The organism is Streptomyces sp. NPDC046860 (genome assembly GCF_040645115.1).
In the GTDB taxonomy this organism is placed as follows: domain Bacteria; phylum Actinomycetota; class Actinomycetes; order Streptomycetales; family Streptomycetaceae; genus Streptomyces.
On sequence record NZ_JBEYXQ010000002.1, the window covers coordinates 90,644 to 115,585 of the forward strand.

Annotated in this window: 25 protein-coding genes and 2 pseudogenes; 21 read left to right on the top strand and 6 right to left on the bottom strand. The window is 69.3% G+C overall.

Annotated elements, in window-relative coordinates; genetic code table 11:
- Positions 1-20: 20 nt before the first annotated feature.
- Together ABZ898_RS03835 and ABZ898_RS03840 are read right to left on the bottom strand one after the other, a co-directional pair.
- Positions 21-1,409: an integrase gene (locus ABZ898_RS03835; protein WP_361652440.1), complete on the bottom strand. Its 1,389-nt coding sequence runs from the start codon at positions 1,407-1,409 to the stop codon at positions 21-23.
- Positions 1,406-1,603, bottom strand: coding sequence for a DNA-binding protein (locus tag ABZ898_RS03840; RefSeq protein WP_356401247.1), 198 nt, complete (start codon positions 1,601-1,603; stop codon positions 1,406-1,408). Before ABZ898_RS03840 ends, ABZ898_RS03835 begins: the two co-directional genes overlap by 4 nt.
- Before the next feature lie 787 nt (positions 1,604-2,390).
- Between ABZ898_RS03840 and ABZ898_RS03845 the strand changes: the two are divergent.
- Positions 2,391-2,620 (top strand): annotated as a pseudogene (locus tag ABZ898_RS03845) (transposase family protein); the annotation flags it as partial.
- A gap of 333 nt (positions 2,621-2,953) precedes the next feature.
- Here ABZ898_RS03845 and ABZ898_RS03850 read toward each other — a convergent pair.
- The 3 genes and pseudogenes from ABZ898_RS03850 to ABZ898_RS03860 form a co-directional block, all read right to left on the bottom strand.
- Positions 2,954-3,319: pseudogene (locus tag ABZ898_RS03850) on the bottom strand (TrmO family methyltransferase); the annotation flags it as partial.
- Positions 3,320-3,510: 191 nt separating this feature from the next.
- A complete protein-coding gene (locus ABZ898_RS03855) occupies positions 3,511-4,212 on the bottom strand; it encodes a haloacid dehalogenase-like hydrolase (protein WP_361653102.1) in 702 nt (233 codons plus the stop codon).
- A gap of 2 nt (positions 4,213-4,214) precedes the next feature.
- Complete coding sequence (locus ABZ898_RS03860; protein WP_361652442.1) at positions 4,215-5,765, bottom strand: helix-turn-helix transcriptional regulator; 1,551 nt, start codon at positions 5,763-5,765, stop codon at positions 4,215-4,217.
- A 154-nt stretch (positions 5,766-5,919) separates the two neighbouring features.
- Here ABZ898_RS03860 and ABZ898_RS03865 point away from each other — a divergent pair, with 154 nt between their 5' ends.
- The 15 genes from ABZ898_RS03865 (at position 5,920) to ABZ898_RS03935 (ending at position 18,373) form a co-directional block, all read left to right on the top strand.
- Positions 5,920-6,360, top strand: a complete 441-nt coding sequence (locus ABZ898_RS03865; RefSeq protein WP_361652444.1) for an ATP-binding protein — start codon at positions 5,920-5,922, stop codon at positions 6,358-6,360.
- Positions 6,361-6,593: 233 nt separating this feature from the next.
- A complete protein-coding gene (locus tag ABZ898_RS03870) occupies positions 6,594-8,471 on the top strand; it encodes a glycoside hydrolase family 15 protein (protein WP_361652446.1) in 1,878 nt (625 codons plus the stop codon).
- A 37-nt stretch (positions 8,472-8,508) separates the two neighbouring features.
- A complete protein-coding gene (locus ABZ898_RS03875) occupies positions 8,509-10,113 on the top strand; it encodes an ATP-binding protein (protein WP_361652448.1) in 1,605 nt (534 codons plus the stop codon).
- Positions 10,114-10,142: 29 nt separating this feature from the next.
- On the top strand, positions 10,143-10,571 hold the full coding sequence (locus tag ABZ898_RS03880; RefSeq protein WP_361652450.1) for a roadblock/LC7 domain-containing protein: 429 nt from the start codon (positions 10,143-10,145) through the stop codon (positions 10,569-10,571).
- Position 10,572: 1 nt separating this feature from the next.
- Positions 10,573-10,944 carry a DUF742 domain-containing protein gene (locus ABZ898_RS03885; protein ID WP_361652452.1) on the top strand — a complete coding sequence of 124 codons (372 nt, stop codon included), beginning with the start codon at positions 10,573-10,575 and terminating at the stop codon, positions 10,942-10,944.
- Positions 10,922-11,542 carry an ATP/GTP-binding protein gene (locus ABZ898_RS03890; RefSeq protein ID WP_361652454.1) on the top strand — a complete coding sequence of 207 codons (621 nt, stop codon included), beginning with the start codon at positions 10,922-10,924 and terminating at the stop codon, positions 11,540-11,542. Before ABZ898_RS03885 ends, ABZ898_RS03890 begins: the two co-directional genes overlap by 23 nt.
- Positions 11,542-12,207: a GAF domain-containing protein gene (locus ABZ898_RS03895; protein WP_361652456.1), complete on the top strand. Its 666-nt coding sequence runs from the start codon at positions 11,542-11,544 to the stop codon at positions 12,205-12,207. Before ABZ898_RS03890 ends, ABZ898_RS03895 begins: the two co-directional genes overlap by 1 nt.
- Positions 12,208-12,291: 84 nt before the next feature.
- Positions 12,292-13,548, top strand: coding sequence for an acyl-CoA dehydrogenase family protein (locus ABZ898_RS03900; RefSeq protein WP_361652458.1), 1,257 nt, complete (start codon positions 12,292-12,294; stop codon positions 13,546-13,548).
- Positions 13,549-13,659: 111 nt separating this feature from the next.
- On the top strand, positions 13,660-14,736 hold the full coding sequence (locus ABZ898_RS03905) for a helix-turn-helix transcriptional regulator (protein WP_361652460.1): 1,077 nt from the start codon (positions 13,660-13,662) through the stop codon (positions 14,734-14,736).
- A 94-nt stretch (positions 14,737-14,830) separates the two neighbouring features.
- A complete protein-coding gene (locus ABZ898_RS03910; protein WP_361652462.1) occupies positions 14,831-15,307 on the top strand; it encodes a hypothetical protein in 477 nt (158 codons plus the stop codon).
- Entirely contained in the window at positions 15,304-15,951 is a 648-nt protein-coding gene (locus ABZ898_RS03915; RefSeq protein WP_361652464.1) for a hypothetical protein, read from the top strand. The genes ABZ898_RS03910 and ABZ898_RS03915 overlap by 4 nt, the downstream gene beginning before the upstream one ends.
- Positions 15,948-16,532, top strand: coding sequence for a DUF6624 domain-containing protein (locus ABZ898_RS03920; RefSeq protein ID WP_361652466.1), 585 nt, complete (start codon positions 15,948-15,950; stop codon positions 16,530-16,532). The genes ABZ898_RS03915 and ABZ898_RS03920 overlap by 4 nt, the downstream gene beginning before the upstream one ends.
- 39 nt (positions 16,533-16,571) lie before the next feature.
- On the top strand, positions 16,572-17,024 hold the full coding sequence (locus ABZ898_RS03925; RefSeq protein ID WP_361652468.1) for a DUF6082 family protein: 453 nt from the start codon (positions 16,572-16,574) through the stop codon (positions 17,022-17,024).
- A 90-nt stretch (positions 17,025-17,114) separates the two neighbouring features.
- Positions 17,115-18,194, top strand: coding sequence for an endonuclease/exonuclease/phosphatase family protein (locus ABZ898_RS03930; protein ID WP_361652470.1), 1,080 nt, complete (start codon positions 17,115-17,117; stop codon positions 18,192-18,194).
- Positions 18,191-18,373, top strand: a complete 183-nt coding sequence (locus ABZ898_RS03935; protein WP_361652472.1) for a hypothetical protein — start codon at positions 18,191-18,193, stop codon at positions 18,371-18,373. The genes ABZ898_RS03930 and ABZ898_RS03935 overlap by 4 nt, the downstream gene beginning before the upstream one ends.
- 31 nt (positions 18,374-18,404) lie before the next feature.
- Here ABZ898_RS03935 and ABZ898_RS03940 read toward each other — a convergent pair whose 3' ends face one another.
- The gene (locus tag ABZ898_RS03940; RefSeq protein WP_361652474.1) at positions 18,405-19,727 is read right to left on the bottom strand and encodes an XRE family transcriptional regulator; all 1,323 of its coding nucleotides are present in this window, start codon (positions 19,725-19,727) and stop codon (positions 18,405-18,407) included.
- Between the two features lie 279 nt (positions 19,728-20,006).
- On the opposite strand from ABZ898_RS03940, the gene ABZ898_RS03945 reads away from it, so the two are divergent.
- The 5 genes from ABZ898_RS03945 to ABZ898_RS03965 all read left to right on the top strand — a co-directional run bounded on the left by ABZ898_RS03945 (position 20,007) and on the right by ABZ898_RS03965 (position 24,940).
- Entirely contained in the window at positions 20,007-20,933 is a 927-nt protein-coding gene (locus tag ABZ898_RS03945) for a CoA ester lyase (protein WP_361652476.1), read from the top strand.
- Positions 20,933-21,472 carry a MaoC family dehydratase gene (locus ABZ898_RS03950; RefSeq protein ID WP_361652478.1) on the top strand — a complete coding sequence of 180 codons (540 nt, stop codon included), beginning with the start codon at positions 20,933-20,935 and terminating at the stop codon, positions 21,470-21,472. The genes ABZ898_RS03945 and ABZ898_RS03950 overlap by 1 nt, the downstream gene beginning before the upstream one ends.
- Positions 21,473-21,490: 18 nt before the next feature.
- Entirely contained in the window at positions 21,491-22,651 is a 1,161-nt protein-coding gene (locus ABZ898_RS03955; RefSeq protein ID WP_361652480.1) for a GNAT family N-acetyltransferase, read from the top strand.
- Between the two features lie 170 nt (positions 22,652-22,821).
- Positions 22,822-23,760, top strand: a complete 939-nt coding sequence (locus tag ABZ898_RS03960; protein ID WP_361652482.1) for an aminoglycoside phosphotransferase family protein — start codon at positions 22,822-22,824, stop codon at positions 23,758-23,760.
- Between the two features lie 130 nt (positions 23,761-23,890).
- Positions 23,891-24,940 (top strand): Ldh family oxidoreductase, encoded by a 1,050-nt coding sequence (locus ABZ898_RS03965; RefSeq protein WP_361652484.1) that lies wholly within the window; start codon positions 23,891-23,893, stop codon positions 24,938-24,940.
- Positions 24,941-24,942: the final 2 nt, after the last annotated feature.

Sequence of the window (24,942 nt, forward strand, 5' to 3'; positions counted from 1 at the left end):
TTTCCGGTCCAGATCCCGGCTCACCCCGTGGGGGCCGCGCCCTGGCTGACGCGATCCCACTCCTGCATGGACTCCTCGATGAGACGGTTGGCCTGCTCCCGGACGCCGTCCAGGAACTTGGCGTAGTGGCGGAAGAGGACTTCGATGCTCTGGCCCGCGCGACGAGCACATTCGGCCGGGTCCACACCGGAGTACAGCCAGAACGAGATCCCGGCATGCCGGAGATCGTAGGGCCGCTTGGCCAGACCGGAGGCGCGCTCCGTCCGGGTCAGGACTCGCTCCCGCGCCCGAGCCCACGTGGTGCCGTATGCGGCAGGGTCCACATAGTTGCCAGCCTGGTTTCGGAACAGTCGGCCGTCCGGTGCCACGCCGAACCGTTCGATGTGACCACGGAGGATACGCACGAACTGCGGCGGGATGGGCACAGGCCGAGTCGCGGTAGCCGCACGCCGCTTGAGCGAGTGCACCTCGTGCACTGCACCGTCGTCCGTCCACTCCTTTCCCGCGATGACGACTCCACCCGACAGATTGAGCATCCCCCAACCCGTCTTGGGCAGGTGGCACTGTTCATGCCGAAGGTGAATGACCTCCGCTGGTCGCATGGCCGCGTAGTACATACAGCCGAAGAACGCCTCAAGGTGAGGTCCGCGCCCACCTTGCTCAGCAACCGCCGCGAGCAGGCGGAGAACCTGGGCAGGATTAGGAACGGCAGCCGGGTCCACCTCCTCGTTGACCGCCGGAGCGTTCCACCTGAGCCCGTTGAGAGGATTCTCCGAGAAGTACCCCTTCTCGACAGCGATGTTGAGGACTTCGTTCAGCGCGGCCCTCTTGCGCCGTGCCGTCTTGGCCGCGGCCGCTTTGCCGTCCAGCTTGCGGCACACTGCGTCCAGCGCCCGCCTCAGCACGTCAGCTTCCGCGAGAGCACCGACGGGCAGCGAGTTTCGCCTCATCCAGTCCAGCGCCTCCCGCCACTCCCCGGCTGGCTCTTGGTCCCACGCGTTCTTATTGAACGCCCACGCGTAAAGGGCGCGCCGCAGCACCCGCGGATCCGAATAGGTTGCGTCAGGGCGCACCAGGGCAGGCGTGATGGTGGCGAGAGCATCGGCCAGGGTGCGGCGGGTGTTTCCTGGCGTGCGATCCCACCGTTGGTCTAGATATTCATGGGCGAGGTCATACCACGTCGTCCGCTGCTTGATAGCTCGCAGCTCGGACGCTGGCAGACCCGTGTGCTCATCGAACGGCTCCCCCTCGCGCGCCGCGGTCATGAGCTTCGCCCGCCTGCTCTCAGCGAGCCCAGCAGTACTGAGCGATTCTGACCTCTCGCGCCCATTGACCGTCCACCGCACCTGGTAACGATTGCGCCGCCCAGGGCGCTCGCGTATATCCCAGAAACGGACGTTGTAACTCATCGCCAAGTATCAGACTCCTTCTCACACGCGTCCCACCAGGCGTCCAAATCCGCGCGGCGGCAACGGAGTTCGCCATTGGGTAGCTTGATCATGCGGGGTGCTTGTCCGCGAGCACGCATTCGGTAGAACGCCGAATGGCTCATGCGAATCTCCGTAAGAACCTCGGCAAGCTTCAACGCCGGAGGACGAGCCATTAATATCACCTTGAGAGTTAGGGACGTTTTTACCCTGGGGGGCATCCTCCGAGATGCGACGCACACCTCCGATGGATGCGCGAATATCCGGCACTACCCACTACGTCCGCACCGGCTCCACCGCCAAGCACAGCCACGGGCGAACACCCTCAATGGTCGTCACGATCGCCGGTTTGGCTAACTGGGGACCGTCGGCTATGTTCCGCCCGTGCCGGCCCCGCTCCGCCTGGGTAGCCCGCCAAAACATCAGTCGGCAATCCCTCTGACGCCCCGACGCTCCCCTGGTCCGCGGCCACTAGCTCCACCTCGCAGAGGTGTTGGCGTCGGGTGGCAGCAACACTTCCCTCACGTCAACTTGCGCTGCAATGAAGCGCCTTACCGACTCGAGGCTCCCGGCCACATACGTCAGAATTTGGCATTCGAGCAACACTCTCGTCGCAGGGATCCGCCTCAAAAGGGCCCCTGCACATACGTACAAACAGCCGACTGAGCCGGATACGCGTAGTTCAATTGAGTGTGCGCTGGCCTCGCATTCAGCGATCCCAGAGCGATATGGGCAGCGGAATTCAGCCGCACAGCTAGGAATGCATACGTCGACAGAGGAGACTCCCCATAGGGTCGCCCGGTGGGCCGCTTACCGACCCAGTGCGTCCGGGGTGTTGTACCTTGACATAACCCCGGAGAGGGTTCCAGTCTTTGGAAGGTCTTTCTCGTCTGCCGTGGGCGAATGCCCGCCGTAACGCCGCCATGCCGACTGCGGCACGCCGTCGTGAACCACCTGTTGCGCCGCGCACCCGGACTGCATCCTGCGGGAGACCGACCCCGAGTACGTCCTGCTTGACGGAACACTCGCCAAGTGCGACCGCGTCGGCAACGGCCAGACCGACTGCTCCCAGGTGCACCGCCGCCACGGCGTGAACCTGCAGGTCGTGACCGATCCCGCTGGCATGCTGCTGTGGATCTCTCGTACTGCCTGGACGCACACACGACCTGACAGCCACCCGTTTCTACGGCGTGGGCTTGTCCGTGATCGAGGACGTAGAACTCGCCGTCTCCGAGCTGGTCACCAACGCCATCGAGTACGGAACGGGCGATGCCGTCGCGCTTCGGCTTCGATTCCCCGACAGCGGCCTCCTCATCGAGGTTGAAGCCGGCAACACGAGTCCGGGCGGCTCTCCGCAACGCCGACGAAGGTTCCGAATCGGGGCGGGGGTTGTGGCTCGTCGCCGCCTTCGCCCGGGACTAGGGGGTCAGCAGCGACGGCCGGACAACGTGGTGCACCTTCCGCGTCAATGCTGGGCAGGCCCGATGATGACTACACCTATCCCCATCGCGTGTGGCGTGCTCTCACTACACAGCTCGATCGGCCGCGTCGGTCCAGTAGCAAGGGTCGAGCATCTCGCTCGGCCAAGCGGGCTGGCGTACAACCCCGCGGGGGCCCATCTGCTCGAAGTACGGCGCGAGATCGAGTACCGGTGTTCCGTCCACAGCGTCGAGATCGGTGACCACGAGGTCCCGGCCTTTCACTTCGAGCAAGCGCGGATAGCTGATCGCCAGTTGGTGGGGGCGCCGGTGGTTGCGGTGGACGAATGTGCCGGTCGCGGGCCAGTCCGGGTTCCCTCGTGGGCTGCGTGCATGGAGCTGGACGTCCTCGGGGCGTGCCAGGTGGAAACGCCATGTGACCGTCAGGTGGGAGAAGGCGTCGATCCCCTGCAGCGGCCGCCCTGACGCAAGCCGACTACGCCGCCCTCTCTACGGCCCTTTGCCTTCGCAATTCGATCGGCCCGCGTTACTGCTCCGATTCTCCTGGCGCTCGGGCGGCGTAGCGCCTGAACAGCCGTCGACGGCCGGGAACCCACACCGCGATGCTGTCCGGCGGGCGCACGCCAGCCAGCGGAGCCGGCGTTCTATACGCACTGCGCAATGAGTTCGAGTAGGTGCTGGGGATCGGTGAGGTCCGGTATGACGTGGTGGGCGCCAGCGGCGGCCAGATCATAGGAGGAGGTTGTCCCGGACGCGACGGCGATTACGCTGGCGCCTCCTTCCCGTCCGGTGCGAACGTCTTCGAGGGAGTCGCCGATGATCACAGTCGTTTCGCGGGTGAAATTGCAGCGGTAGCGGACGCCAGACCGCTGCTGCGCCACACGCACCAGTGCAGGACGGTGGGAGTTGTCGGACGCGTACCCGCCCGTGGCGAGATCGAGGTACTTATCGAGACCCAGGGCCTTGAGCTTGATCTCGGCGCTTCCTCGCAGATTGCCGGTCACTACGGTCGGCAGGAAATCGGGCCGCTGGTGGACAGCAGCGAGCGCGGCGGCAGCACCGGGCATGACCTCGCCCGTGCGGACGATGTCGTCGTGATGGCTACCGAGTTGCCCGGGCATTCGCTGGACGATCTCTTGGGCGAGTTCCTCGATCCGGCTTGGTTCCACCGTGTTGACGCGCAGGAGTTCTCGCACCGCGAGTGGCATGGTCACCCCGGTTCCGCGCGCGGGAAGATGCTCGGCGGGGCGGCCGACTACCTCTTCAAACAGCTCGCTGTACACCTGCCGGTCGATGTCGCCGGTGTACAGCAGAGTGCGGTCGATGTCCCAGAGGACGAGGGTCAGATTCACGCCACCACCCGCTCGCTCAGTACGCTTCGCCCCCGGTCGAGGAGATCTTGCACGGGCCTGTAATCCCGGTTGAGACGGGCTTCGTCCAGCATGGTTCGCAGGTGATCGTCGAGACGGACGGAGCGTACTCGAACTACTAGGTCAAGGACCTCGTGCGCGGTGAGGCAAGCAGCATCGGCGTCACCGGCCCGCATCTGGGCCACTGCGGCGCGTGCGAGGAACTGGGCACTAGTTCGCGTCTGATCGAGCAGCAGAACCTTACGTGCGTCAGCGAAAGCACGGGCGGCTTGGTCCGGCTTGCCTAGATCGAGGTAGCAACTGCCGGTCTGCCCAAGGATCTCCCCCGGATTGATCCAATACAGCCAGTGCGGGTCATCCTCACCGGCCCCCCGCCTGCACAGCTCTTCGGCTTCGCCAAGTGCCGCTTTGACGTGGTGCTCTTCGCGCAGCTTGGCGTGCCCTCGGGCCTGGCGGGTGAGGAGCATGGCGTGCAACGCGGGCGCGTCCTGGTCTGTGATGGCCTGACGTGCTGCACGAGCTGCCGTGATGGCGTCGCGGGGATCGCCTGCGGAGTATCCGTGGATTGCCAGGAACCCGAGAGCGCCGGCGCGTAGGCGTGAGTCCTCTGAGGCATGAGCCGCACGGAGCGCCCCGAGAAAGAGGTGTTGCGCGGCGTGGTGGTCGCCGCTGTCGAACGTGTACCAACCAGCCTGCGAGGCGGTGTCGGCGGCAACGGCTGCCAGACGGCGGAGGAGTGCTTGACTGCAGCGGCCGTTCTTGAGTAGTCCGACCAGCATCTGCAAGTGATTCCGGGCGGTCTCGGCAAGGGCCCCGCTGCCGCCCACGGCGTCGGCACGACGCAGAGCATCGGTGGTGCCTTGCAGAGAGTCGACCAGGCCCTCGGTGACGGTGGTGGTGCCGGAGGACGCCAGAGCTTCTACCGGGGCAACAGCGGACTGCATGACGTACTGAGTGAGGGTAGCGCCGCTCAGGGCGGTGAGCACACGGCGTCGCTTCATGGCGGTGGTACCTCCGATTGCCACTTCAAGTGACGCCACCATACGGTCCGCCGTCCAGGGCAGCGCCGCCTCAACCGCTGCGCTAAGACCCGGTTTTGGTGCATTCCGGCTGAGGGGCGCCAGGAGCAGATGCTGCAGATCCTCAGGAATCCCGAGACCATTCAGCAGGTCAAGGAGGGTAGCGGGGCTGCCGACCTGTTTATGACCCTGCTCCAGAGCTGAGATGAAGGACTGAGGCAACGCTGTCAGGTCGTGTACAGCCATTTGCGATAGTCCTGACCGTTTGCGCACCAGGCGGAGCACTTCGCCGAAGTCCCAAGCAGCCAGGGCTTGGTGGACGGCATCTTGCCGCCACGCTCGGTCGGGCACCCCAGGGGCAGACTTCGCCTTCGCGCACGCAGCGCAGAGGTCCCCCGAGTTGTACTGGCTCAGCTCGGTCGTGCACTGCGTGCAGGTACGGGTCGGCGATTTCAAATCATCCCCCTGAATGGAACCCTCAACCGCTCCACACGATAGGCGGGATTCCATATCTCTACAGAGATATCGCTACAGAGATAGGCCCAAGGCCGCTCCGGAATCACACTCGTGTCCCCTGAAGCTCCCCATGTAGGGGAGGTCGGTCGCGGCGCGAGCAAGCCCTTCCCGTGCCCGATCCAATGCCCGTTCACTTGGGAGGCACCGGATGACTCTGGACCGAGCTGGTGCGTTGGCCTCCGTACCCGATGTTGTGCCGACGGCACCTCCCTTCGAGGTGGTGTTCGCAGCAGAGCGCTCCTGCGTACGGATCGCGCGTCGGATGGCCATCCACTACCTGACGGTTCACCGTCTGGACACGGCGCTGTTCGAGGATGTGGCCGTCGTCGTCTCCGAGTTGGTGACCAACGCCGTCGAGTACGGCAGGGGCGCCGCGGTCGGCCTCCGGCTTCGTTGCCACGACGGCGAACTTCGCGTCGAGGTCAGGGACAACAATCCGGCTCCCGCGATCCTGCGCACCCCCACCGACGACGACGAGTCGGGGCGCGGCCTGTGGCTCGTCGCTGTCCTCGCGCGGGACTGGGGTGTCTCCTCGGATGGCCGGATGACGTGGTGCACCTTCCGCATCAGGGGCGGGCGAGGCTCGTGACGTCTACGGGCGGCCCCGAGCTGGCGTTGATGTCCGGCTTCGGTGCTGCCCTGGTCACGGTCACCGTCGCCATGGCCGGGTTGATCGTGCGGGGCGGCCGCCAGTCCGCCGGCCAAGACCCGGATGAGCCTGCCGACCGTCCGGCCGAAGACGGTTGAGGCGCCGACACCCTCTCTGTTCACCACTACCTGCGGCAGCCGCGGTGCGGCGTGCGCTTTTGGAGCACTGACACGATGATTTCCACTCCCCTTATCGAGGAATTCGCCCTCATCGGTGACATGCGCACGAGTGCCCTCGTCGGCCCGGGCGGCTCGATCGACTGGCTGTGCTTGCCCCGGTTCGATTCGCCTGCCCCCTTCGCGACCCTGCTGGGAGCACCTGAGCACGGCTCCTGGGTGCTCGCTCCGGCGTCCGCGGACGGCGCCAGCGGCCGAGCAACTGTGGTCCGGAGGTACGTGGGGGACTCGCTCGTCCTGGAGTCGGAGTGGGTCACCGGCACGGGGACGGTGCGGGTGCGGGACTTCATGCCGCCGCACGCCCCGGCGCCGCAGGTGATCAGGGTCGTGGAGGGCCTGTACGGCGAAGTGGCGATGGTGTCCCGCCTGTGTCCGAGGCCCGGGTACGGCCGTACCGTCCCCTGGATACACACCGTGGGCGGCCGGGCGGTGGCCGAGGCCGGTGCGGACGCGCTCTGGGTCGACACCCCGGTGGAGCAGACCGAGAAGGAGGGCGCGCTCGCCGGCCGTTTCCGGGTGGCGGCCGGACAGACGGTGGCGGTCATGCTGAGCTGGTCGCCGTCGCACGCGCCGGCCCCGGAGGTGCCGGACCCGGAGGAGTCGCTCACCGCGACGCTGGAGTTCTGGCGGGAGTGGGTGGGCCGGTGCACGTACGACGGGCCGTACCGCGAGGCCGTGATCCGGTCCCTGATCACCCTGAAGGCGCTGACGTACGCGCCGAGCGGCGCGATCGTGGCGGCGCCGACCACGTCGCTGCCCGAGGACATCGGCGGTGTCCGCAACTGGGACTACCGCTACGCCTGGCTGCGCGACGCCTCCATGACCCTCTCCGCCCTGCTCAGCACCGGTTACCGGGATGAGGCGGCGGCGTGGCGGTGGTGGCTGTTGCGGGCGGTGGCCGGTGACCCGGAGAACCTCCAGATCATGTACGGCATCACCGGCGAACGCGACCTGCACGAACGGCAGTTGCCGTGGCTGCCGGGGTACAAGGGCTCGGCGCCGGTGCGGGTCGGGAACGGGGCCGCCGATCAGCTCCAGCTCGACGTGTACGGCGAGGTGATCGACACCCTGGCCCTCGCGCACGCCAGCGGGATCGCGCGGTGCGCGGATACCGCCGCTCTGCACCGGCAGCTGGCCGGGCAGCTTGTGCGCCGGTGGCGGGAGCCGGACGAGGGGATCTGGGAGGTCCGGGGTCCGCGCCGGCAGTTCGTGCATTCCAAGGTGATGGCCTGGGTGGCGGTGGACCGCACCATCCGCCTTGCCGAGGCCGGGGCGCTGGACGTGGACCTGACCGAGCTGGTCGCGGTGCGCGACGAGATCCACGCCGAGGTCTGCGCGAAGGGCTTCGACCCGGTGCGCAACACGTTCACCCAGTCCTACGGCTCCACCGAGCTGGACGCCGCCCTGCTCGTGATTCCGGGCACCGGGTTCCTGCCGCCCGACGATCCGCGCGTCATCGGCACCGTCGAGGCCATCCAACGCGAACTGACCGTGGGCGGCTTGGTGTGGCGGTACAACACCGACGGCCAGCACGCGGGGGTGGACGGCCTGGCCGGTGACGAGGGCGCTTTCCTGCTGTGCACGTTCCGGCTGGTGGATGCCCTCACGCTGATCGGCCGCGTGGCCGAGGCCACCGAGCTGTTCGAGCACCTCCTGACCCTGCGCAGCGACCTGGGGCTCCTCGCGGAGGAGTACGACCCCGAGGCTGGCCGCCAGCTGGGGAACTTCCCGCAGGCGTTCAGCCACCTGGGCCTGGTGCTGAGTGCGCTGCTGCTCTGGCAGCACACGCGGCCGGCCGACGCGCCTGCGGTGAGCGTCGCGCTCGGGACCGAGAGGGACTTCGCGCCCTTCTCCTCGCCCGCGCCCGCCGCCTGACCAACCCCGAACTGTCCACGTCTAGGTGAGGATCTTCATGTCCGACCGCGCGTCCCCCACCCGTCCGGTCACGCGCCATCGCGCGGCGCCGACGAAGCGCGAGGCACCGTGTTCCGGGCTCCGCCGTCGAATACGGCTGATCGTCGTGCTGCCGGTGGCCGTGACGCTGTTCCTGACCGTGGGTGCCTACTGGTTCATCACGACGTCCGGGCTGTCCGACCGGGCGTGGCCGGTGTGGGCGGCCGTGGTCATCACCGGCAGCGTCGTTTCCGCTTGCGTTGCCGGGCGGTTGGGAACCGCCGCCGTAGTAGAGGCGAAGCAGGAAAGGGCGGCCCTCGACCAGCAGGTGGAACAGAGCGTCGCGCAACTCCGCTCTGTTCTCCCCGATGCTCTGCGGGAGGTGGATGCCACCGTCCGGCGGGTGCGCAAGGGGGAGGCGCCCGGCGTGCGCCAGGCCGAGACGGCGCGGACGTGCGGCCCCTTCGCTCAGTTGGAGTTGGACCTCGGACAGTTCGTCGCCGATGTGCAGCGGCGTGTGGCCGACAGCTCGGTGTCATCGGAGCAGGCGGCGCTCCTGACCATCAGCCGCAGGATGCAGAGCCTGGTCGGCCAGGTGCTGACCGGGTTCGACCGGCTCGAAGAGAGCATCGAGGACGCGGAGATTCTGCCCGAGGTGTTCAAGCTGGATCACGGCGTCACGCGCATCCGGCGCCTGGCCGACAGTTTCGCGCTGATCGGCGGGGCCCTCCCGCGCCGGTCCGCGACGCCGCTCCTGCTTGCCGCGGTCATCCAGCACGCCATATCCCAGGTGGATCATTACACGCGGGTGCAGCAGGTGACCGTGGTCAATGACCTCGTGGTCGGTGAAGTCACCGTGCGCCTGGTCCACCTCCTGGCCGAGCTGATCGAGAACGCCACCATGTTCTCCTCCCCCGACACCCCGGTGATGGTGCGTGCCGAGCGGGTGCCGGCCGGGGTGATCATCGAGATCGACGACCGCGGCAAGCTGATGCCGGCCGCCACCATGCAGCACCTCAACCGGTTGCTGGCCGCCGACTCCCGCCAGCTCGGCGGCGAGTTCGCCCGTGACGGCCGTATCGGGATGCGCGTGGTGGCCGAGCACGCCCAGCGGCTCGGCGTACAGGTCCAGTTCCGGCCCAACATCTACGGCGCCAACCAGGCCGTCGTCCTGATTCCGCACCGGCTGTTCGTTGCCGACGAGGAGCCGGCGCAGGCGCAGGCGAGTGGGCAGCCGGGCGTTTCCCGGTTCCCCGAGTCGGCCGATCCCGATCTCACCTCCGCCACCCTTCAGATGGCCGCCGTCCCGCCCCGCCCGGTGGCGGGGAGGACTCCCACGCCCGATCAGGTGCCGGCTCCGTCGATGCCGCTACCCAGGCGACCCACGGAGCGGACCTCCGCCCGACGGGAGGTGACCCCTGCCGTCCCGGCTCCCTCGGCCGGGCACACCTCGTCGGCGCCACCGTTGCCCTCCCGCGATCTGTCCCAGTCCTACCTCGCCCCGGAGCTGCGCGATCGCCCGCAGGCCCCGGCGCCCGACCGCAAGACCGCCGACCCGTTCGCGTTCGCGCAGTTCAAGGCCGGCCAGGAAAAGGCCGCCGGTGCGACGCAGCACACCGACTGAAACCCCACTCCCCCTCATGGAGACCAACCGTGACCCCCAAGACCAGTGAACTCACCTGGCTGCTCACCCAGTTCGTCAAGGAGACCAGCGGTGCCCGCGCCGCGCTGGTGACGTCCCGTGACGGGCTGCTGATCGCGCACCACAACCTCACGGACGACGGGGACGCCACCGCCAGTCGGCTGAGCGCCATCACCAGCGGCGTGCTCTCCCTCGCCAAGGCCGCCTCGGAACTCCTCGAAGGCGAAACCGCTGTCAACCAGATCCTGATGGACGTCGGGGGCGGCTGCCTCTACATCATGGCCGCCGGGAGCGGAGCCCTGTTCACCGTGCTCGCGAGCAGCGAGGCCGACCCTGGAGTGATCGGCTTGGAGTCGTCCCTGCTGATCAAGCGCTTCCCCAGCGACATGTCCGTCCCCGCCCGCGAGCTGACGGGGACCGCGGGCAGGCCGGTGCAGTGACATGGCCCCCGAGGGCAGCAAGTGGAGCAACGAGGCCCTGGGGGCCGTGCGGCCCTACGCCCTGGTGCGCGGGCGGGTCACGCCGACCCGCGATCTCGACCGGCACACGATGCTCCAGGCCAGCACGGACCCGCCCTCCGCACCGCTGCAACCACACCACGCCCAGGTCCTGAGCGCGTGCGGCCGGCAGGGGCCGCGGTCCGTGACCGAGATCGCCGGACGCGCCGGCCTTCCGCTTCACGTCACCAGAATCTTGCTGTCCGACCTCCTGGACGACGGCTACCTGGTCGACGCGATGCCCGTCGGCTTCCGCCACGCCGAACGCGACCCACACATTCTGGAGAGGGTCCTTGCAGGACTACACCAACTCTGAACTCCCCGTCCTCCCCCTCAAGATCGTCATATCCGGTGGATTCGGGGCCGGGAAGACCACCTTCGTCGGCGCCATCAGCGAGATCCCGCCGGTGCGCACGGAGGAGGAGCTGACCCAGGCCAGCGCCGGCACCGACCGCCTCCATGGCGTCGAGCGGAAGACCGGCACCACGGTCGCGCTCGACTTCGGGCGGATCACCCTGGACCTGCCGCCGATCCGCGTCCAGTTGCAGCTCTTCGGCACCCCCGGCCAGGACCGGTTCTGGTTCATGTGGGACGACCTCGCCCTCGGCTCCGTCGGCGCGATCGTGCTGGCCGATACCAGACGCCTGGAGGACTGCTTCGCCGCCGTGGAGTACTACGAGCGACGCGGCCAGCCCTTCATCGTCGCCGTCAACAACTTCGACGGCGCCCACCGGTACACCGAGCAGGACATCCGCGGCGCCATCCGGCTGCACGAGCACGTACCGCTGGTCTCGTGCGACGCGCGCCTGCGGGCCTCCACGAAACAGGTACTGATCGCCCTCGTCCGCCACGCCCGCAAACAGTCCCTCGCCATCCCGTCTCCCGCCCCGACTCCCCAGACTCAGGACGCCTGATGCCCACCTTCAACCCCGCCAGCGGCCTCCACGACGGCCCCGAGGACCCCGACCTCGCGCGGCGCAAAAAACTGCTGCCGCACCTCGGACTCGCGGAAGACCGTCCCGTCCCGCAGTTCGACGACCTCGCCCGCAGGCTCGCGGCGGCGGCCTCGAAGCTGGTCGGCCACCAGCACCTGGGGACCATGGTCAACATCATCCAGGACGACCAGTACTTCGCCGGGCTCTACCTGCCCGCCGGCGGCGCGAGCCAGGCCGACACGCCCGCCACCACCAGCATGCGCAGGATGCCGCTCAGCGAGGGATGGTGCGTGCACACCCTGCACCGGCGCCGTGCTCTCCCCCTGAACGACGTGCACGCCATGCCGCGATGGTCCGGCAACACCGCCATCAGCAGGCTCCGCGTCCAGTCCTACCTCGGCGTCCCGCTGATCCACCCTTCCACCGGCGTCGCCCTCGGCACCGTCTGCGCGATCAGCACCGTCCAGAACAACTGGGGCCACGCCGGGGTCGACCTGATCAAGGACTTCGGCAAGCAGGCGCTCGACCTCATCGACCACATCGCCACCGAGCACCAGCAGACGCAGCGGCACAACCCGGAACCCACCGGCATCCCGGCACCGGCCGCCCTCACGCGCCACATCCGCGAGACGAACCGGTACTAGTCCGGCCTCGCCCCCCCCCACCCGGAAGCCCGCGCGGCTCATCCGGCCGCCGTCCACCGTGCGACTTCACCCAGGGAGAGGGAAATGACCACGACCGTCCCACCCGCGCTCACCGCCTTCCTCACCGCCGACCACCGACAGCTGTGGGACGAGGTGGATACCTTCGGCGCCGAGGAGGTCGCGCCGCGCGTCGCGGGCATGGAGGCCGCTCCCGACGTGGTGGAGCGCGAGATCGCGGACCTCATGGCTGGCCAGCGTTGGTTCGCGCTCACGGTGCCAAAGCGGTACGGCGGGCTCGCAGCCGGGCAAGTCGCCAAGACCGTCGTGATCCACCGGCTGGCGCGGGTCTCGGCCGCGTCCGCGGCCATCCTCCAGGCCACCCACATCCCCGTCGGCGCCCTGATGTCCTTCGCCACCCACGAGCAGAAGGCCCGGTGGCTGCCGCCGGTCGCCGACGGCAGCGGGCTGCTGACGATCGCGGCCACCGAGCCCGAAGCCGGCGGGCACATCGGCGGCATCGAGACCACCGCCGTGCACGACGGCGACGACTGGGTCCTCACCGGCAGCAAGGTCCACGTCGGCAACAGCCACATCGCACGGGGCCATCTGGTGATCGCCCGGACGGCACCCGTCGGGGTCAGGACGTCCCAGGCACTGACCGCGTTCCTCGTCGACGCCGACAGCGAGGGACTCACCGTCCAGCCCCACCGGCCTGCCATCGGCCTGCGCGGCTTCTCCGCCGGACGGCTCGACCTCGCGCACGTCCGCGTCCGCAAGGAAAACATCATCGGCAAGGTCGGCCAGGGCATGGACGTGTCCCAGTCCAGCAGCATCCTCTACGGCCGCCCGAACTTGGCGGCGGTCAGCCTCGGCGTGCATGAAACCCTCGCGGAACTCACCGATCGCTACCTCCAGAACCGGCAGCGGTACAGCGGATCGCTCGCGGACATACCCGCCGTCCACCAGCGCATCGGTGCGGTGGAATCCCGTGTGCGCGCGGCCCGTGACCTCGCGTACCTGGCCGTGCACCTCCTCGACCGCGGCATTGCCTGTGACCCTGAGCTGATCAACTCCAAGCTCCTGGGGCACCGTTACGCCGCTCGGAGCGCCCAGGACGCGATGGAGCTGCACGGCGCCCGGGGTTTGGACGGGACCGGCCTGCTCCAGCGCCTGTGGCGCGACATCCAGTGCACCTACGCGCCCGCCGGGACCGGCATGATCCAGCTCCTCCGGCTCGCCGACACCGCCCTGGGCACAGCCCCCGTCCAGTGGTCCGAGCGGCTGGCCGCCACCACGGCGTGGGCCCGGTCCGACTCCGACCTCGACCCCACGCCCGCCTAGACCCCCGTGCGCGGCGGCCCCCTCCTGACACACGCCGCCGCGCACGGGCCACCCCCTGCCGTCGGCCTCCCCACCCCCGCCGGAGGCCGTCGGCAGGGCTCCCCACCACCCATGGCACGACGAGAAGACGAGATGACCGAGCACACCAAGCTCCAGCTGTCCCCCGCCGAGCACCGCATCGCCGTTCTCCTGGCCAGGGGCATCCCCAGGAAGCAGATCGCCAAGCGCCTGCGTCTGTCACGCCACACGGTGAACGGTCACGTGGCGGGCATGCGCCGGAAGACCGGCAGCCAGTGTGGCAGTCTGCCCGCTCTCGTCCACGTCCTTCTGGTCTGCGGCCTCATTCCGACGCCCAGGCCCCGCCGCGCGGCCCCCGACCTCGCGGCCGGACACCGCAGCCTGCTGGAAGCACTGGTACACGAACACAACCGCGACGCCGTCGCCAGGAAGATCGGTCTCAGCCTCGTCGCCGTCCGCCAGAAGATCCAGCTCCTGTGCACGGTGACCGGTGCGCGCACCGCCGAGCATCTGGTCGCCCTGGCTCACGGGTGGCAGCTGCTCGGGGCCCGGCAGCACGCGACCGGGTGCGTCCCGAGCGCGGTCGCCCTCCCCTCCCTGACTGACCGCCACTCGGCCGCCACGATGACGGGCACCGGATCGGTCAAGGTGCCCGCCAGCCGGGCCACTCCCCTGCTCACGCCGACTGAGCGGCGCATCGCCACCTTCCTCGTCCAGGGTGTCGAGGTCCGGGACATCGGCCCGCGGGCAGGCAAGACGGTGGACGCCGTCAAGGGCACGCTGAAGGCCGTACGCCGCAAATTCGGATGTCCCGGCTGCTCGCAAGCGGTTCTCGCGTACCGCCTGCTCAGCAGCGGCTCGCTCGTGCCTCCCCCCGCGCCCTCGACGACGCCTCCCTCCCTCAGCACGGAGGAGAAGAGGCTGCTGATAGCGGTGGCCACCCTGTCCACTCGGCGGGAGATCGGCGAAAGCCTGGGGTTCGGAGGTATCGACACGGTCAAGCGGCGAGTCGGGCATCTGCTCACTGCCACCGACAGCGAGCACCCCCTCGACCTCGTCGTCCGGGCCTACGGCTGGAATCTCTTCGACGCCTCCAGCGGCGAGAACACCGAAGCGCGAGGCGCGGTCAGCAGGTTCGAGGACCGGGCTGCCCATGCCCCTTTCGTATAGCCACCGCACGGCGCCTCCAGCCGTCCCCGGTGCCCGCTCCACGCCAGGGGCCGACTGCCCCCCTGCTGTCCTCTGTCGTCCCCCAGGAATCCCGATGGCATCATCCCCGTCGCTTCAACTCACGACCGATCAGCAGTGCGTCGCCGACCTCCTGGCCCAGGGAGTCCACGCGCTGAAGATCCCGTCCCGCTCCGGCCTGGGGCTGGTGGTGGTCAACGCCGCCCTGCACGATCTGCGCTGCATGCTGGGCTGCCCCGACGCTTCACGGGCGGTCCTCGCGAATCTGCTGATCGTCAACGATCTGGTCGACCCGCCCCGCGTGCCGCCGGGCCCGGAACCCACGCTCAGCCACGGCCAGCTCAGCCTCATGGCGGCGGTCGCCACGAACTCCGCGCTGAAGGACATAGCCCGCGCCTCATCCATGCCACGCGCTCAACTGGACTGGGAGTTGCCGCGGCTGTTCGCGGCGACGGGAAGTGCGAACAGGCTCCAGGTCGTCGTCCGCGGCCACGGCTGGGGACTGCTCGGCGCTTCCAGCCCGAACGCTGCTGCGCAGGAGGCGTGCCCATGAGCCCGCACCTGTCCGGCGCCACGCCTCCGGCCGAGACGCCCACCGGCCCGGTGCAGCCCTACGCCGCCTACGAAATGCGGCCGCTGCGCACCGACGCCGACTGGGCCGAGGCAGCGGCGCTCGTCACCGACCGGCTCGAATGGCTCGCCCGCAAGTACGCGCCGCGCATCGGGGCCGCGAACGTCCCGCAGCTCTCCCGCGAGACGTCCGTGCCCGTGGGCCTGTATGACGACGGCCTTCTGGTCTGCTGCCTGATGCTCGACCGCGACCCGGACACCCGGCGCTGGGGGCGCGAGGATGGCGGGCCGGCCCTGCTGCTGCGGCACGTCTACACCCTGCCGGGCCAGGGCGGCATGGGCGTGGCCCGGCTGCTGACCATGTGGGCGGCGGACTTCGCCGCGCGGTCCGGCCTGCCCTGGGTCCGCGTCGAGGCGCTACTAGCGGCCGGCACCGCCACGCCCGCCGAGGTGGTCGCCCACCTCATCGAGTACGTCGCCGCCCTGGGCTGGACCAGCCTCGGCACCGCCACCGGGTCGCTCGGAGAGCGCGTCACCCGTCTGCACCGGCCGGCAGAACACATCCCCACCCTGACCGTCGCCATCCACTGCACCGTCCCCCTCACCGAATTCCGGAGCACGTCATGAACGTCCCCACACCCCAGCAACCGTCTCTGGCACGGGAGTTACTGGCACGTGCTGCGCGGGCGGCCGAGAGCTGGGCCAAACGCGAGAAGGACCAGCTCGACGGCGTCCGGCTCTGGACGGGCCGCCACGACGACTACGCCAGTGGCAGCATCCTGCGACGCGTCATCGCCGAGCACGGCTGGCCCGGCCACCGTCTCGTCGGCCCGGACGCCGCGCACGCGGCCTGGCGGCTCGCTCTGCACGCCGATGACCTTCCGGACCTCCAGGCCGTGGCCGCCCGCCTGATGCGCCGGGCCGCGGACGGGGGCGACGCCTCCCTGCGCGACTGGGCGCACCTGCACGACCGGGCCCTGCTCGGCTGCCGTGGCCATCAGGACTTCGGCACCCAGTACTGGCTCGGCCCGACCGGGCCGCAGCCCTGCCCGGTGCACGAGCCGGACGGTCTCGACGCACGACGCGCCGACGTCGGCCTGCCCCCGGCGGCAGACGCGCTCGCCGCCGTGCGAGCGCGCCTGGCCTCGATCCCGACCAGCGACATGACCACGACGATCACCCCGACCGTGCTGGCCGTTGCGGCCTGAAGCCCCACCACCTCTCCCTCTGTCCCGGAAGGCTCTCCCATGCCCATCCGCACCCCGCACGTCCTTCTCCTCCTCGCGGCCGTCGGCGTCACGCGGCTCGTGCAGAGCGAACGCCACCAGCACCAGCGCAACCACATCGCTCTCACCGCTCTGCACACCGACTGGCTCGGGGTGCTCGTCGACAACCCCGAACTCGCCGAAGCATGGGCTCCTGAAGGCGCGGACATCGAGCAGTGGAAGCGACACCTGCACCTGAACCGCCAGCTCTGCGGACTCGCGCTGCGCCACCGGCTGGGCGCCATCGGCGGCGCTGGTCTCCGGTTCGTGGCTGACTCGGTCATGGAGCGTGAGGTCGGCCGCAGCTACTGGAAGACCTACGGAACCTTCCGCCAGAAGGAAGCCGCCGGGGACCCGGCCGCCATGGCCTTCCACACGGCCTTGCAGGACGCCTACGTCGCCGCCTGCCCTGACACCGAGCCCACCGGCTACTGAGCACCACCACCCACACACCGTGGGACGGGGCTCGGAGCACCGGGCCGCGTCCCACGGCTCCACGGAGCGGACAGCAGAAGGAGCGCCACCGTGCCTGGCGACCATGACCCCATCCGGCTCATCCTCATGAACCTGGAGTACGACGGCGGCCCCGAGCCACGACCGGGCGTGCTGCCCCGCCGCTGGCTCGACGCCGTCGAAGGGGTTCTCGCGCCCCTGGAACCGGACTGGGTGGCACTGACCGAACTCACCCACTCCCAGACGCGCCCCGAGGCGAGTGCGCAGGAACGGGAGGCTGCCGAGCGGCGGTGGCGTGCTCTGCAACGGACGCTCGGGATGCGCGGCTTCCGGGCGCGCATGGGCCAGGGACGCAACCCGGTCGGACTGCTCGTGCGCCCCACCACCTTCACCATCGGGCAGCAGCGGGACTACCCGCACGTACACCGCACCCCGCCCGCCAGCACCGTCATCACGCTGCCCGAGGTGCCCGACGTCCCCATCATCACCGCGAGTTTCCACCACAGCTTCTGCTCCCCGGTCGGGCGACTGGCCGAAGTGCAGGAGATGACCGCTCTGGTGGACAAGGTGCGCGCTCAACGCCGCCCACCGGACTCCGGCTGGTCCGCGTGCTGGCTGGCGGGCGACACCAACTCCTACCCCGCCTCGGCCGGCGAGACGGTTCCACCGATCGACTGGTCCTCGCCCGCAATCACGGACATCGTCCACCGACAGCACCGGGCCCAGAGGCAGACCGACGGGTCCTGGGCCAGCTGCACCGTGGTGGACAACGTCCTGCTGGACTGCGGAATGCACGACCCCGCCCGATACGCGGCCCGCGTGCTCGGGCAACCCGACGCCCTGACCGCCACCGCCGGGTTCGCACGCCCCGACCAGGGCGGCCCCTGCCGCATCGACCACTTCTACCTCGACCCCTGGTCCGTGCAAGCGGTGACCTCGGTCACCGTGCTCGACATGACCGGCCTCAGCGACCACGCCGCGGTCGTGGTCGACCTCTCGCGCAGCCGACTCATCGACGCGCTGCGGCGGAACTTCGCACCGCTCGCCCCTCAAGCGCTCATCGACGGCCCCACGATCCCGGAAGGCACCCCTGTCACGCCCTCTGCCGCACCGGAGTCGGCTATCGGCGCACACCAGCGGAGCACAGCGTGACGGTCTCCTCGCCGCGGAGCGCGAACCGCGATCTGGCGTCCAGCCTGCGCGGCGATCTCGGGCGGCTGGCACGCATCTGCTACTTCCGCGCCCCCGCTTCGAAGAACTCCTCGGCGCGGCACCGCGTGGGCGACGCCGGGTCACTACCTGCGGGCGCCGCGCCGCCGGAAAGCCGGTGAGATGGTGAACGCCTCCCGCCAAACTATCTCGTCACGTGACGGCGTGCAGCAGGGCGGCCACGCCTTCCGCAGTCCTGTAAGGAGCGAAGGCGGGAACCATGTCGCGAACGAGCTGAGCGCACCTTGGTGCGCCAATCCGTTCGGCCAGATGGAACGCTTCCAAGGCGTCGACGGCCGCGGACTCAGGTTCACGACGGCTGAGGTGGCCCTGGGCCCGGTACGCGAGGAAGACGCCACGCGTCTTGTCGCGACTTTCCGGCAGCAGAGCCTGGCCGTCGGCGATGAGGGTCTGCGCCTGGGTGGTGTCACCGAGATCGAGCAGGCAGCGGCCCGAGTCCACGGCGAGGTCGGCAACCGACATCCACGAGCACCAAAGGGGGACGTCGCGTGCGTTCCCGGTCCCAAGCAGACGTTCTGCCGTGCTCAGCGAACGCAGGGTGGCACGGGACTCGCCGAGCGCAGCTTGGGCTCGTGCCAGGCGCAAGTGCAGCAGCGAGCTGGCTACGGGGTGGGTGCTGCGAGTCAGGGCCTTCGTCAGGATGCCGGCGGCGGTGCTCGGGTCGTCACGCCAAGATGCCTGGTACGCCAGATCGCTGAGGAGGGCTGCACCCATGTCCCGGTCGTCTCCGATATGGGCGGCGTGCAGCCCCGCGATCCAGTACCGACTGGCGGCGCTGTACTCGCCGCGGTCAAAGCGGATCCAGGCGACCGTCTGCGAGAGGCTGGCAGCAAGCTTGTGCAGGCGCATTCCCAGGGGTCGGGAATATCGTCGTCCATCGATCAGGTCGGTGACGTGAGTGAGGTGCGCGTCATAAAGGGGCGCGATGTGCTGGCGCTGTTCGGTGGCCAGCACATTAAGTCGGGCACTGGTCTCTTCCAGCAACGCCACGATGTCCTCGCCCACCGCAGCGCCGGGGCGATGAGGTACGGCGGCGAGAGCCTTGGGTTCGGTTCCGGCCCAGGCTCCGGCCAGCGCGACGAACGCAGAACCTGGGAGGACACTGAGGAGGGTTCGGCGGTCCATGGTGTTAAGGGCCTCTCGCAGAGCGGGCGCGGCGTGGGCGTGGCCGAGCGGTATAACCCCTCTGTCGACGCGAGGAAGCCATGTGGGCCAAGTGGCCGGGTCGATGTCAGCCTCGGGGATGCCCAGGGCTTCCGCGATGTAGGTCTGGGAGACGGCATCGGGCAGTACTCCGTTGACCTCCCACTTGCGTATCCGAGCCTTGTCGGCACCGGAGCGCAGTCCGCGACGACGGGCAGCGTCATGCATGGCTTCGGCGAACTCAACACGGTTGTAACCGCGTGCAGTTCGGACTGCGGCCAGCGGGTGGGGCGTGCGCTCGTCCTCGTCCACGACGAAATCCAATCAGGCGGGCTCGGCCTGAGCGTACTGCCGCAGCGTGCAGGACTCCCGCGGGACTCCCGCCAGCCTCTACATCTGTGCGCACAGTTGGTCGACACTCGATCACCTCAGCGACTGAGGGCATCGGCCTACGGAGCCCGGCGCACCACCGACACCGCTCGACGTCCGATCACGCGGGTGCCGTTGCCCTACTCCTCGTCCCTACTTTCAGCCCGGCGTGCCCGTACTGGCGCACGGATGGACTGCTCCGCTGTTCGAAAGGGGATCGACATGCAGTCTCCGTTGGATCGGGCGAACTCCACGACGCCCGCGCCTGCCGGGCCCAGTGGGCCGACCTGGCTGGTGACTCCTGGAATCGCGCCCGCACGCTTCGAGACTGCCATCACCTCCGGCGCCGAAGTGGTGCTGCTCGACCTGGAGGACTCGGTGCCGGCCGGGTCCAAGGCCGATGCCCGGACGGCCGTGCTCGCTTTCGTCGGGGACCGCGCGCGGGGGGCCAGTGGGCCGCTGTTGGGCGTACGGATCAACGCGGTGGACGGCTCTGAGGGCCTACGTGATGTCGCCGCCATGGGCGAAGGGAGCCTGTGGCCGGACCTCGTCGTCGTGCCCAAGGCGGAATCAGGCCGCGAGATCGAGGCCGTGGTTCGGGCCGTGCACGGGGCGCGCGCGGCGACTCGGGTCTGGGCGCTGATCGAGTCTCCCCGGGGGATCATGGGCTTGCCCGGCATCATGCGCACTCCGGGTCTGGCGGGGGTGCTGTTCGGCGCCGCCGACTACGCAGCGGCGGCCGGGTGCCAGATCACTTCCAGGGCAATGTGGTACCCGCGCGCGCAGCTCATCACCGCAGCCGCCGCTGCCGGCGTCCCCGCCGTTGATTCGCCCTACTTCTCTCTTGAGGATCAGGACGGGTTACGCCGGGACTCGCTGGAGGCGGTCGAGCTGGGCTTCGCGGGGAAGGTCGCCGTCCACCCGCGTCAGCTGAGCATCATCGCGCAGACGTTCGCTCCTAGCCCGCGCGAGCTGGAGGCAGCCCGTGCGGTGCTCGACGCAGCCGCCGCGGCGGTCGGGACGGGAAGCGGCATCACCACGGCGGACGGCGCGATGGTGGGGCCACCGCTCGTCGAAGCCGCACGCGCTGTGGTCCGCCGGGCCGACCGCCGCCCTGCCGCCACTGCCCCTTCTCCGAAAGCGAGTTGATGATGCAGCAGCACTTGTCCGCTCCCGCCGGATTCCGCCGGGTGAAAGCGGACCTGATCCGGGAGGTTGTGGGCCTGGGCCTGGACGACCTCGTCCCCGGCCTGGTCATCGAGCACCGGCCGGCGCGGACGGTGACCGAGACGGAGCACGTCCAGGTCCTCGCGCTGATGGGCAACGAGGCGCCGATCCACTCTGACATCGAGTACTGCCGCCGTACCGGGAACCCGCAGGTTCTGGTGTGCGGGATGCTCACCCTCAACATCGTGCTCGGTATGACGGTGCGCTCCACCAGCGGCATGACCACTGGCAACCTCGCCCTGGACGAGGTCTGCTGGAAGACGCCCGTCCACGTCGGCGACACCCTGTCCGCGCGCAGCACCGTCCTGTCCGCTCGCCGCTCGGGCAGCCGCCCCGACCAGGGCATCGTCACTTGCCGGGTTGACGGGTTCAACCAGCGTGAGGATCTGGTCGTCACCGGCATCCGCACCTTCTTCGTCCCCGCCGATCCGGACGTCGTTCGCGACGCCACCGGCTACTAGAAGCGGGGGAGCCGCACCGTGGACGTGGAGTTCACCGAGGCCGACAACGCCCAGTGGGAGGAGTACGACGCTCTGGCCCGCCGCGCCTACGGCCAACCGGTGCCTGACATCACGCGTCTGGGACCGTACGCGGACCGGCGGGTGGCGCTGCGCGGCGGCCTGGTCGTCGCTGGAGGTATGGGCATGCTCGTGCCGCAGTGGTTCGGAGGCAGGCCGGTGCCCGCCGCGAGCATGGGTTGCGGCTGCGTCGCCCCGGAGGAGCGCGGTGGCCGACTCGCCGCCCAGCTCGTGCAGGAGCGGGTGCGCGCCTTGCAGGACCAGGGTGCGGTCCTCGCCACGCTGTGGACGGCCTCCATCGGCTACGTGCGTCGGCTGGGCTGGGAAACCCCGGCGCAGGTATTCTCCTGGACGGTGCCCACGCTCGCCCTCAAGCACGCGGCCGGCGACACGTTGGAGATCACCCACGGTGACACCGTGCAGCTGGCGGAGCTGCGTGACCGGCTGGCCGGGCGGTGGAATGGGCCGTGGCAGCGCCCCGCATGGTGGAGCACCTGGCAGCAGGAACGGCATCCGGACCTGGAGACCTACGGGTTCGCCGAGCGCGGGCTGGAGCCGAGCGGCGCCCTAATGGTGGCGACGCAGCACACTCCCGGCGGCCGGCATCTGGTCGTCCACGGCTTCTGGGCCGCCGACGCGGCGGCTGCTGATGCGATGCTCGCCTTTCTCGGCCGCCACCATGCCCGCATCCCTACCGTGATGTTCGAGCGCACCGGACTGCCGCCTGCCTCGTTGCTGCAATATCGCCTGCCCCGTGCCGTGGCGGCTGCCACGGCCTGGCATCCATGGATGCTGCGCGTGCTGGATCTGCGCCGCGCTGTCCAGCTACGCGGCTGGTCCCAGGAGGCGGACCTTGATCTAACAGTCGCCATCGTGACGGAGGACGGCACGGCTGTTGATCGGTTCTCTTTGCGCATCGCCAGCGGCGAAGGCGAGCTGAAGCCCACTGACCGCGAGCCTCAACTGACTTTGACAAGAGGCCAGTTCGCGGTTTGGTTTGCCGGCGGATACCGGAGTGCGGCTGCGGCTCTGCTCTCTGGGCTGGAGGGGGATCCCCGCACGCTCGGCCGCCTCCTCACTGCCACCACGGAGCGCGAACCGTGGTTGGCGGACTACTTCTGATCCGCTGTCAGGGCCGCGCCGTCCGCGTCAGCCCGATGCAGTCACGCCCAGTTACACGAGCCATGCTCCGGAAGGACCTCTCGATGAACCCCACGCCGCCGCTGTCTCGACTTCAGGGCGCCCCACGCGTTGTCCCGGGAGACCGCCCGCCGGACGCGTACGCTGCCACGGTGACCGGCGTCCCCGAGGCTTTCACCCGAACCACCCTTGATCGCGAAGGGAGTGAAGCCCAGGTGTGGCTGGACAGTCTGCCCGGTCTCGTCGAGGATCTGCTCGGACGCTGGGGGGCCACCGTGGATGGTGAGCCCCTTCACGGTGGAGTCGCACTGATCGTGCCCGTGCGGCGCCAGGCCGACGGCGTGGCGGCGGTTCTGAAGGTCTCGTTCCCTCATCCCGGCAACCGTCACGAGCCGCACGCCCTCACGAGATGGCAAGGCCGCGGTGCAGTCCGCCTCTACGAGCGCGACGACAGCCGCTACGCCATGCTCCTGGAACGCGTGCAGCCTGTGACGCTCGCCCAGACCGAACAGGGCGAAGACGTCGCCTCTGTCGCCGGAGCGCTCAACCACCGCCTGGCCGTGCCCGCACCAGCCGACATGCCTCGCCTGCAAGAGCAGGTTGCTGCCTGGGAACAGCAACTGCGCGCCGATGACAACGCACTCGGGCACCCCCTGTCCGCGCACATCGTGAACACCGCGCTGAGCACTCTTCAGGACCTTGCCCGCCATCAGCCCAGCCTGATGGTTCACGGAGACTTGCACGGCCGCAACATCCTGCGGGCCGACCGGGAACCCTGGCTCGCTGTCGACCCCAAAGGGTTCGCGGGAGATCCCGGTTACGACGCCGGAACGCTCCTCAAATCACGTCTTCCGACGCTCCTCGACGCTCGAAACCTGCCTGCGGATGTTCACCGGATTCTGGACGCCTTCGTCGAAGCCGCCGAGCTCGACCGCACGCGGGCCAGGCGATGGGCCCAACTCCACGCCGTTCAGGCTGCTTTCTCCGGGCGTCGGCAGGGATTCCGCCGCGCCCGCAGCGGACCGGAACTCCAGCGGCTGACGGCGCTGGTAGACCACACAGCCGAGGCTCTCACCACATCGCTCCGGTAATCGCCCGGTCCCCCTTGCGGCACGACACCACCGAGAGCGTCTTGATGGTCCTTCGTGCAGTACTGATCCGACCCCGCCCCCCGACCGGCCGCCCACACGGTCCCAGCCAGCCATGCCGAATGGGAGTCTCATGTCCAACACCGCCCGCTCTAGCCGCGATCCCTCTCCTGCCTCCGCTGATCCGTCCTGCGTAGAGGTGCCCATCGGCGACCTCACGGACCTAATGGTCAGAACTTGTACGGCTGCGGGCATCCCCCGCGGCGCAGGCCGCCGAGTGGCCGACCACTTCCTCGTCGGAGAACTGCGCGGCAAGCCCTCCCACGGGCTGGCGAAGTTCGCCTTCGAGTCCCGGTTCTTTCCGGAGCGGCAGGCCCCGCCCGAGATTGTCCGCGCACGCGGCGCGATCGCCGTCGTCGACGCGCACCGCGAGATAGGACCGCTCAGCGCTGACTTCGCCACCGCCGCCGCCACGGAGCGGGCCCGCCGTCTCGGCGTCGGTCTGGTGGGGGTCATCAACACCCAGCGCTACGGGGTCCTGTCCACCTTCACCGAAGCCATCGCCGCACACGGGCTGGTCGGTATTGCCGCAAACACCTCGCGGGCCGAAGCCGTTCCGGCCGGCGGCGCCACTCCCGTACTCGGCGTCAACCCCCTCTCCTTCGCCCTGCCCACACTCGGCGAGCCCCTGAGCGCGGACATGGGCACCACCCGCTCGCCGATGGGCGTGCTGTGGGAGCACCGCCGCTCAGGCCAGCCCCTGCCCGAGCAGTGCTTCGTCGACGCCGATGGCCGCACCACCTGTGATCCTCACGCCGCCTCCTCCGCGATCGTCTTCGGCGAGCACCGCGGTTTCGCGTTCTCCCTACTCGTGCAGGCTCTGACCGGCTCTGTGTTCGGCTTTCCCATGGGCCGCGACGTCGACTCCACCTGGACCACCGGCTACGCCTTCATCGCCGTCGATCCCACCTTCGCCGACCCTGACATGGACGCTGCCGCCGCAAACACACGCCTCGCGGACCAGCTGCGTGCAGCGGCGGCGGCCGACGGCACCTGGCGCGTCCCCGGCGACCAGGGCCGCGCTCGCGAAGCCGCCGCCCGTGCGAACGGCACCATCCCCGTCCCCGGAGCGCTCCTCGCCCGTTTGTCCGCCCGCGCCTCCGGCGACTTCACCTCCGACTGACC

Coding starts and splice junctions, on each gene's coding strand:
- ABZ898_RS03905 (WP_361652460.1), top strand. CDS start 13,660: ATGGCACGACGAGAAGACGAGATGACCGAGCACACCAAGCTCCAGCTG.
- ABZ898_RS03895 (WP_361652456.1), top strand. CDS start 11,542: ATGCCCACCTTCAACCCCGCCAGCGGCCTCCACGACGGCCCCGAGGAC.
- ABZ898_RS03950 (WP_361652478.1), top strand. CDS start 20,933: ATGATGCAGCAGCACTTGTCCGCTCCCGCCGGATTCCGCCGGGTGAAA.
- ABZ898_RS03945 (WP_361652476.1), top strand. CDS start 20,007: ATGCAGTCTCCGTTGGATCGGGCGAACTCCACGACGCCCGCGCCTGCC.
- ABZ898_RS03860 (WP_361652442.1), bottom strand. CDS start 5,765: ATGGAATCCCGCCTATCGTGTGGAGCGGTTGAGGGTTCCATTCAGGGG.
- ABZ898_RS03840 (WP_356401247.1), bottom strand. CDS start 1,603: ATGGCTCGTCCTCCGGCGTTGAAGCTTGCCGAGGTTCTTACGGAGATT.
- ABZ898_RS03915 (WP_361652464.1), top strand. CDS start 15,304: ATGAGCCCGCACCTGTCCGGCGCCACGCCTCCGGCCGAGACGCCCACC.
- ABZ898_RS03900 (WP_361652458.1), top strand. CDS start 12,292: ATGACCACGACCGTCCCACCCGCGCTCACCGCCTTCCTCACCGCCGAC.
- ABZ898_RS03885 (WP_361652452.1), top strand. CDS start 10,573: ATGGCCCCCGAGGGCAGCAAGTGGAGCAACGAGGCCCTGGGGGCCGTG.
- ABZ898_RS03965 (WP_361652484.1), top strand. CDS start 23,891: ATGTCCAACACCGCCCGCTCTAGCCGCGATCCCTCTCCTGCCTCCGCT.
- ABZ898_RS03925 (WP_361652468.1), top strand. CDS start 16,572: ATGCCCATCCGCACCCCGCACGTCCTTCTCCTCCTCGCGGCCGTCGGC.
- ABZ898_RS03910 (WP_361652462.1), top strand. CDS start 14,831: ATGGCATCATCCCCGTCGCTTCAACTCACGACCGATCAGCAGTGCGTC.
- ABZ898_RS03865 (WP_361652444.1), top strand. CDS start 5,920: ATGACTCTGGACCGAGCTGGTGCGTTGGCCTCCGTACCCGATGTTGTG.
- ABZ898_RS03920 (WP_361652466.1), top strand. CDS start 15,948: ATGAACGTCCCCACACCCCAGCAACCGTCTCTGGCACGGGAGTTACTG.
- ABZ898_RS03870 (WP_361652446.1), top strand. CDS start 6,594: ATGATTTCCACTCCCCTTATCGAGGAATTCGCCCTCATCGGTGACATG.
- ABZ898_RS03835 (WP_361652440.1), bottom strand. CDS start 1,409: ATGAGTTACAACGTCCGTTTCTGGGATATACGCGAGCGCCCTGGGCGG.
- ABZ898_RS03875 (WP_361652448.1), top strand. CDS start 8,509: ATGTCCGACCGCGCGTCCCCCACCCGTCCGGTCACGCGCCATCGCGCG.